Raw genomic sequence first — 6,276 nt, 5'->3', positions numbered from 1 at the left:
TCGCTGTTGCTGAGCACGGTCTTGGTAGCCGTAAGTTTTTTGTTCTGGKGAAGCCAATTTTCTTCAAGGCTCTGGATATGGTGCGAGGAGAGATGTCGTCATCCCAAAGTTSAGCCATTTGAGCGGAGGTTTTGTCGCCATGCTCTTGGGCAAAAGCCTTGAATTTATGCCAGTCGGTAATTTTGTGGTTATTGCCAGGTCGGTGATTAGGTTTAGGGAGGAAGTCTCCGGTCTGTGCTTTTCTTTGCAGCCAGAGATTAATGGTGTTCCGGCTGACATGGAAAACTTGACTGGCTTCTGTTTTGGGCATACCGTCTAGTTCAATTGCATCAATAACTTTTTGTCTGAGGTCGTAACTATAGGGGGCTGGCATTTTTGGTCTTCTTAGTCATCTCGTCCTCTCCATTATACGTCCTAACTTTCCTGTCTGGTGCTATATTTATTAGCAGAGCCAATGAGGGGTTTAAACGTTCCATCTATGCGGGCATTCCATCTTTAGATTCGTCCTATCCACCGGGGTACTTTAAAGGTCTATGCACAACTTTCGTTGCTTCTGGGTAGTACCAACAGACTCCCACTTTTCCCCTTGCCTTTTTAAGCGGCAGCGTTTCAACCTATTTCGCTGCCCAATAGTTACGATGGTTCAAGCCMGACGTTCGGTTTCCTTCATCATGGATGGTTGGCAGTGGTCGCATCTGGTAGTAGGTTCTMCTTCACGCCTTCCGTTCCCCGCTTCAGTCCTGGGGTTATGATTCCCAAAACTGGGGGTGGCTGTCACCGTTACTCTTTACTCCCTGATTTCTCAGTTTGTTCATGACCTTAAGTTCCCTGCCTTGTTTGGATTTTTCCAAACGTCGGGACATATAAACAGTTATGGGATGGTCAGGGAAGCGACTCCCTATATTCCACCAAGGGGTGGAAGTCCCACCGGGTAGTTATTTCGGGTATTGCAACCCTATGCGCGTGCCTGAACGTTTCGCACCTCTTATCTTGTTGTAGCGGGTTTGGCGATGTTTTGAGTAGGCGATCGCCAAAATTTCTAAAATTTAGGTATCGGATCAGTATTAGGGGTCGAGATAGACCTCACGGTCTACCCCTCCCATTCAGCAGCAGAACCGTACATGAGACTTTCACCTCATACGGCTCCTAGTTTGACCATCTCCTTGTTAAGAGTACAGCTACATCTCTTCATCAAGAGCTGTCTTATCATCGTGACAATGGCGATGTAATAGTTGAAGATTCTTGTATTCATCCTTTCCGCCTTGGCTTCTAGGTACAACGTGGTCTACTTCAATTAAGTCTGATGGGGTAAAGTATTGCCCACACCAGGTACATCTACCTTTTTTTTTGAGAAGTTTTGCTACCCTAGTTGGCGTGTCGATTGCTTGTCCTTTCCTGGTTGCCCAGTAAGTCCAGTTTCCGTCGTATGGTGTTGCTTTTGGGCGTATTAAGGTATGTCTGACAATTGGAGTCCAGTTGTGTTTATATAGATGTAACCCATCTTTGGTTTGGAACAACCAAGTTTCATGTCTTTCTTTACCATTGCTAAGTTTAACTATTCCACTTCTGAAGTAATTCCTTAGCTTTTCGTAATTTGCCTTATTGCATCTTGAAACTGTCCATGCCCTTAATATTTGCCAAACTGTTTTGTCTAGCTTATTGAAGGTCTCTGATGAGACTACCGCTGAGTAATAATTTGACCATCCCCGAATAATTAGGTTTAGTTTGTTAATCAGGGCTGATTGAGGTGCTGTTTTATGTTGTTCTATTACACCTTTAATCACTTCTGTGTTGGCTTTGACTGCTTTATTGCTGGGTTTGATAAGGGTTTTGAACCCTAATGGTTTCCCATTTGTGCTTTTTCCAGTCTTGTGTTTTCCTACGGGGTATTGCCTGATATTGAATCCTAGAAAGTCGAACCCTGGATTCTCTGTCTTGCCGCCATACTCAATAGTTTTGAGTGTATGACAGATTCGAGTCTTTTCAGGTTTTATTTCTAGTCCTACAGGTTTTAGCCATTCAGAAATAGCAGTTTTGCACTGTTCAATGATTCCTAGGTCTTTGGAGATGACCACAAAATCATCGGCATATCTTATAAGGTTCACCTGAGTGGCTGTGCCTTTATTTGGATACATTCCTTTAACTAGCCTTTCTATTCCCAACAGTGCGATCTTGGCGAGTATTGGACTTATTACCCCTCCTTGAGGTGTCCCTGCTTCTGTATCCTCAAATACGTCGTTATCCAGCACACCCGATTTGAGCCATTGTTTTAGGTCTTTCTTTAGGCTGCTTGAACAATGAATTTTGGACAGTAGGTAATCATGGTTCACGGTAAGAGCATTTTGCTATATCGGCATCAAGAACATAGTATTGTCCTTGATTTATGGCAGTATAAATTCTGCTTATTGCATCGTGGGCTGACCGTCCAGGACGGAACCCGTAGCTTGTGCCTTCAAATCTCGATTCCCATTCAGGTTCGAGAGCCGACTTAACCAAGGCTTGCCTTGCTCTATCTTGGATTGTGGGTATTCCTATTCCAGCTTTTTTCATCCCTACCAGGTTTTGGAATCCAAACCCGTCGCAGTGGTTTTGCTTTGAGGTTTCCCTTAATGTTTTCAACAAGTTCTAACCTTTGTCGTGGAGAGATTACTCTTATTCCATCAACTCCGGCTGTTTTCTTGCCTTGACCCGCTTGGGGGGCGGGTTTATTAAGCTGACTGTTGGGAAGCATGGCTGACCGTGGAACCCGCCCCTACAGTCGCACTGCTAAGAGTCGGGCATAATATGATTTCACCAGTAGACGTTGCCACCTTCGTGCCTTTGCGTCTTGTCCCGATTTAGCCGCTTGAAATATACTCTTTTGGAGCTTGAAGACTTTCCGTTGAACCTTAGTCCATGGGATGGCCTTCCATGCGTTGTTCGTAGTCTTGATTAGTTTTGGTTTCCCAAACCCTTTCTTTAAACTCGCTATCGCCATTTGTACACCTACTAGACTCTATTTCTTACAATCAAACCGTGACCTGTTAGCATATCCCTACTATTAATGTCGGGCATTGGCTTCTGGTCACATCTCCCTCCCTAATGGGCTTGCGCTTACACTTTTTACTACTGACTTTCTCGACCAGATTGTCAGAGCCCAAGAGGGGTTAAAACGTTCCGTTTATATGGGCATTCCATCTTTAGATTTGTCCTCTCCACCGGGGTACTTTAAAAGGTCTGTGTAGGTAGTACTTAGAAACCCCTACTTTTCCCCTTACTCTTTTGAGTGCAGCGTATCAACCTATTTCGCTACTTCTTAATGACGATGGTTCAAGCCGGACATTCGGTTTCCCTAATCATGGATGGTTGGCAGTGGTCGCATCTTGGTAGTGGGTTCTACCTCACGCCTTCCGTTCCCCGCTTCAATCTGACGGGTTGTGATTCCTGAAATTGGGGGTGGCTATCGCCGTTACTCTCAACGCCCTAATTTCTCAGTTGGTTTATGACCTTGAGTTCCCTGCCTTGCTTAGGTTTCTCCAAGCGTTGGGACATATAAACAGTTATGGGATGGTCAGGGGTGCGAATCCCTTATATTCCACCAAGGGGTGTAAGTCCCACTAGGAGGTCATTTCAGGCATTGCAGCCTTATTTGACTCCTAAACGTCTCGCACCTAAGAGTTGTTGATAACACCATGCGGCCATATAGCTCACCCTGCCCTGCCTCTTCCCKGATTTGAGGGCATCGAAGCGTTTTCCTTCCTCGCAGTAACCATAAGGGTAATCCGAGTCTTGACTATTCATGCCGGCTTCATCGAGGTAAACCACTTCTTGTGGCTCCATATGTTCAATCTGAGCAATAAACTCCTCTCGCTGTTGCTGATCACGTTCTTGGTAGCCGTAAGTTTTTTTTCTGGTGAAGCCAATTTTCTTCAAGGCTCTGGATATGGTGCGAGGAGAGATGTCGTCATCCCAAAGTTGAGCCATTTGAGCGGAGGTTTGATCGCCATGCTCTTGGGCAAAAGCCTTGAATTTTTGCCAGTCGGTAATTTTGTGGTTATTGCCAGGTCGGTGATTAGGTTTAGGGAGGAAGTCTCCGGTCTGTGCTTTTCTTTGCAGCTAGAGATTAATGGTGTTCCGGCTGACATGGAAAACTTGACTGGCTTCTGTTTTGGGCATACCGTCTAGTTCAATTGCATCAATAACTTTTTGTCTGAGGCCGTAACTATAGGGATCTGGCATTTTTGGTCTTCTTAGTCATCTCGTCCTCTCCATTATACGTCCTAACTTTCCTGTCTGGTGCTATATTTCGGGCATTTCAGCCCTATTTAATACCCGAACGTCTCGCACCATCCGCTTACACTTGTCACTACTGAGGTATCGACCATACTCTCAGAGCCTAAGAGGGATTACAACGTTCCGTTTATATGGGCATTTCATCTTTAGATTTGTCCTCTCCACCGGGGTACTTTTAAAGGTCTGTGTAGGTATTGATAAGATTATCCTACTTTTCCCCTTACTCTTTTGAGCGCAGCGTATCAACCTATTTCGCTGCTTACTAATTACGATGGTTCAAGCCAGACATTTGGTTTCCCTAATCCTGGATGATTGGCAGTGGTCGCATCTGGTAGTAAGTTCTACTTCACGCCTTCCGTTCCCCGCTTCAATCTGACGGGTTGTGTATCCTGAAACTGGGGGTGGCTATCGCCGTTACTCTCTACTCCCTGATTTCTCAGTTTGTTTATGACCTTGAGTTCCCTGCCTTGTTTGGATTTTTCCAAACGTCGGGACATATAAACAGTTATGAGGATGGTCAGGAGTGCGCTCCTTATATTCAACCAAGGGGTAGAAATCCTCACCAGGCAGTTATTTCGGGCATTGCAGCCCTATTTGATGCCTGAACGTCTCGCAATTAGGGGTCGAGATAGACCTCACGGTCTACCCCTCCCATTCAAAACCGTACTTGAGACTTTCACCTCATACGGCTCCTAGTTTGACCGTCTCCTTGTTAAGAGTACAGCATTATCTCTTCATCAAGAGCTGTTTTATCATCGTGACAATGGCGATGTAATAGTTGAAGGTTTTTGTATTCATCCTTTCCGCCATGGCTTCTAGGTACAATGTGGTCTACTTCAATTAAATCTGATGGGGTAAAGAATTGCCCACACCAGGTACATCTACCTTTTGGTTTTTTGAGTAGTTTTGCTACCCTGATTGGCGTGTCGATTGCTTGTCCTCTCCTGGTTGCCCAGTAAGTCCAATTTCCGTCGTATGGTGTTGCGTCAGGGCGTATTAGGGTATGTCTGGTAATTGGAGTCCAATTGTGATTGAACAGATGTCACCCATCTTTGGTTTGGAACAGCCAATTTTCGTGCCTTTCTTTCCCATTGCTAAGTTTAATTGTTCYATGTCTGAAATAATTTCTTAGCTTTTCGTGACTTGCCTTTCCGCATCTTGATACTGTCCATGCCCGTAACATTTGCCAGATTATGAGGTCTAGTTTCCTGAAGGTCTCTGTTGAGACTACCGCTGAGTAATAGTTGGACCATCCCCTAATAATTGGGTTTAGTTTATTTATCAGTGCAAATTGAGGTGCTTTTTTATATTGTTTGATTACACCTTTTATCACTTCTGTGTGGGCAACTGCTTTTTGGCTGGGTTTAATGTGGGTCTTGTGACCGATTAATCGGCTTGCCATTCCCCCTGTTTTCCCAGATTTATATTTTCCTGCTGGATATTGCCTAATGTTGAATCCTAGAAAATCAAATCCGGGTTTCTCTGTTTTGCCATTATACTCAATAGATTTGAGTGTATGGCAGATTCGATTTTTTTCAGGTTTAATCTCTAATCCAACAGGCTTTAGCCATTCAGAAATAGCAGTTTTGCACTGTTCAATGATTCCTAGGTCTTTTGAAATTACTACGAAATCATCGGCGTATCTTATGACATTGGCTTGCACCCTGTTCTTTTTCTTGGGATACATTGTTTCTATTAACCTAATCATGCCCAACAGTGCGATGTTGGCGAGTATTGGACTTATTACCCCTCCTTGGGGTGTCCCTGCTTCTGTATCCTCAAATACACCGTTATCTAGCACGCCTGCTTTGAGCCATTGTTTCAGGTCTCTTTTTAGGTTGCTTGGACAATGAATTTTTGACAGTAGGTAGTCATGGTTCACGGTAAGAGCATTTTGTTATGGTCGAAAGGGAAGTCACCTTCCCCAACTCCACTTCAAAACCGTACTTGAGACTTTCATCTCATACRGCTCCTGATGTGGATACCCCTTTGTCAGTGGGAACA

General features: G+C 44.5%; 4 protein-coding genes and 3 pseudogenes. All 7 read right to left on the bottom strand.

Annotated features, from left to right (window positions below):
* A pseudogene (locus B9T16_RS24480) lies at positions 1 to 373 on the bottom strand (IS630 transposase-related protein); the annotation flags it as partial.
* An 805-nt stretch (positions 374 to 1,178) separates the two neighbouring features.
* Positions 1,179 to 2,330, bottom strand: a complete 1,152-nt coding sequence (locus tag B9T16_RS24475) for a group II intron reverse transcriptase (RefSeq protein ID WP_014275533.1) — start codon at positions 2,328 to 2,330, stop codon at positions 1,179 to 1,181.
* Positions 2,320 to 2,550, bottom strand: a complete 231-nt coding sequence (locus B9T16_RS24470) for a reverse transcriptase domain-containing protein (RefSeq protein WP_014274255.1) — start codon at positions 2,548 to 2,550, stop codon at positions 2,320 to 2,322. The genes B9T16_RS24475 and B9T16_RS24470 overlap by 11 nt, the downstream gene beginning before the upstream one ends.
* Positions 2,510 to 2,731, bottom strand: a complete 222-nt coding sequence (locus tag B9T16_RS24465) for a hypothetical protein (protein WP_014275534.1) — start codon at positions 2,729 to 2,731, stop codon at positions 2,510 to 2,512. Before B9T16_RS24465 ends, B9T16_RS24470 begins: the two co-directional genes overlap by 41 nt.
* A 21-nt stretch (positions 2,732 to 2,752) precedes the next feature.
* Positions 2,753 to 2,977 (bottom strand): reverse transcriptase N-terminal domain-containing protein, encoded by a 225-nt coding sequence (locus B9T16_RS24460; protein ID WP_014275535.1) that lies wholly within the window; start codon positions 2,975 to 2,977, stop codon positions 2,753 to 2,755.
* A 674-nt stretch (positions 2,978 to 3,651) separates the two neighbouring features.
* Positions 3,652 to 4,218 (bottom strand): annotated as a pseudogene (locus B9T16_RS24455) (IS630 transposase-related protein); the annotation flags it as partial.
* 766 nt (positions 4,219 to 4,984) lie between these two features.
* A pseudogene (locus B9T16_RS24450) lies at positions 4,985 to 6,154 on the bottom strand (group II intron reverse transcriptase).
* Positions 6,155 to 6,276 lie beyond the last annotated feature (122 nt).

Source organism: Arthrospira sp. PCC 8006 (assembly GCF_046480465.1).
GTDB lineage: Bacteria > Cyanobacteriota > Cyanobacteriia > Cyanobacteriales > Microcoleaceae > Limnospira > Limnospira platensis.
The sequence above is the reverse complement of the archived record's forward strand: the minus strand, read 5'-3'. Positions and strand labels throughout refer to the sequence as shown.

Bases quoted from the DNA above. Each gene is read 5' to 3' on its own strand.
- B9T16_RS24470 (WP_014274255.1), bottom strand. From the start codon at position 2,550: ATGAAAAAAGCTGGAATAGGAATACCCACAATCCAAGATAGAGCAAGG.
- B9T16_RS24465 (WP_014275534.1), bottom strand. From the start codon at position 2,731: ATGCTTCCCAACAGTCAGCTTAATAAACCCGCCCCCCAAGCGGGTCAA.
- B9T16_RS24460 (WP_014275535.1), bottom strand. From the start codon at position 2,977: ATGGCGATAGCGAGTTTAAAGAAAGGGTTTGGGAAACCAAAACTAATC.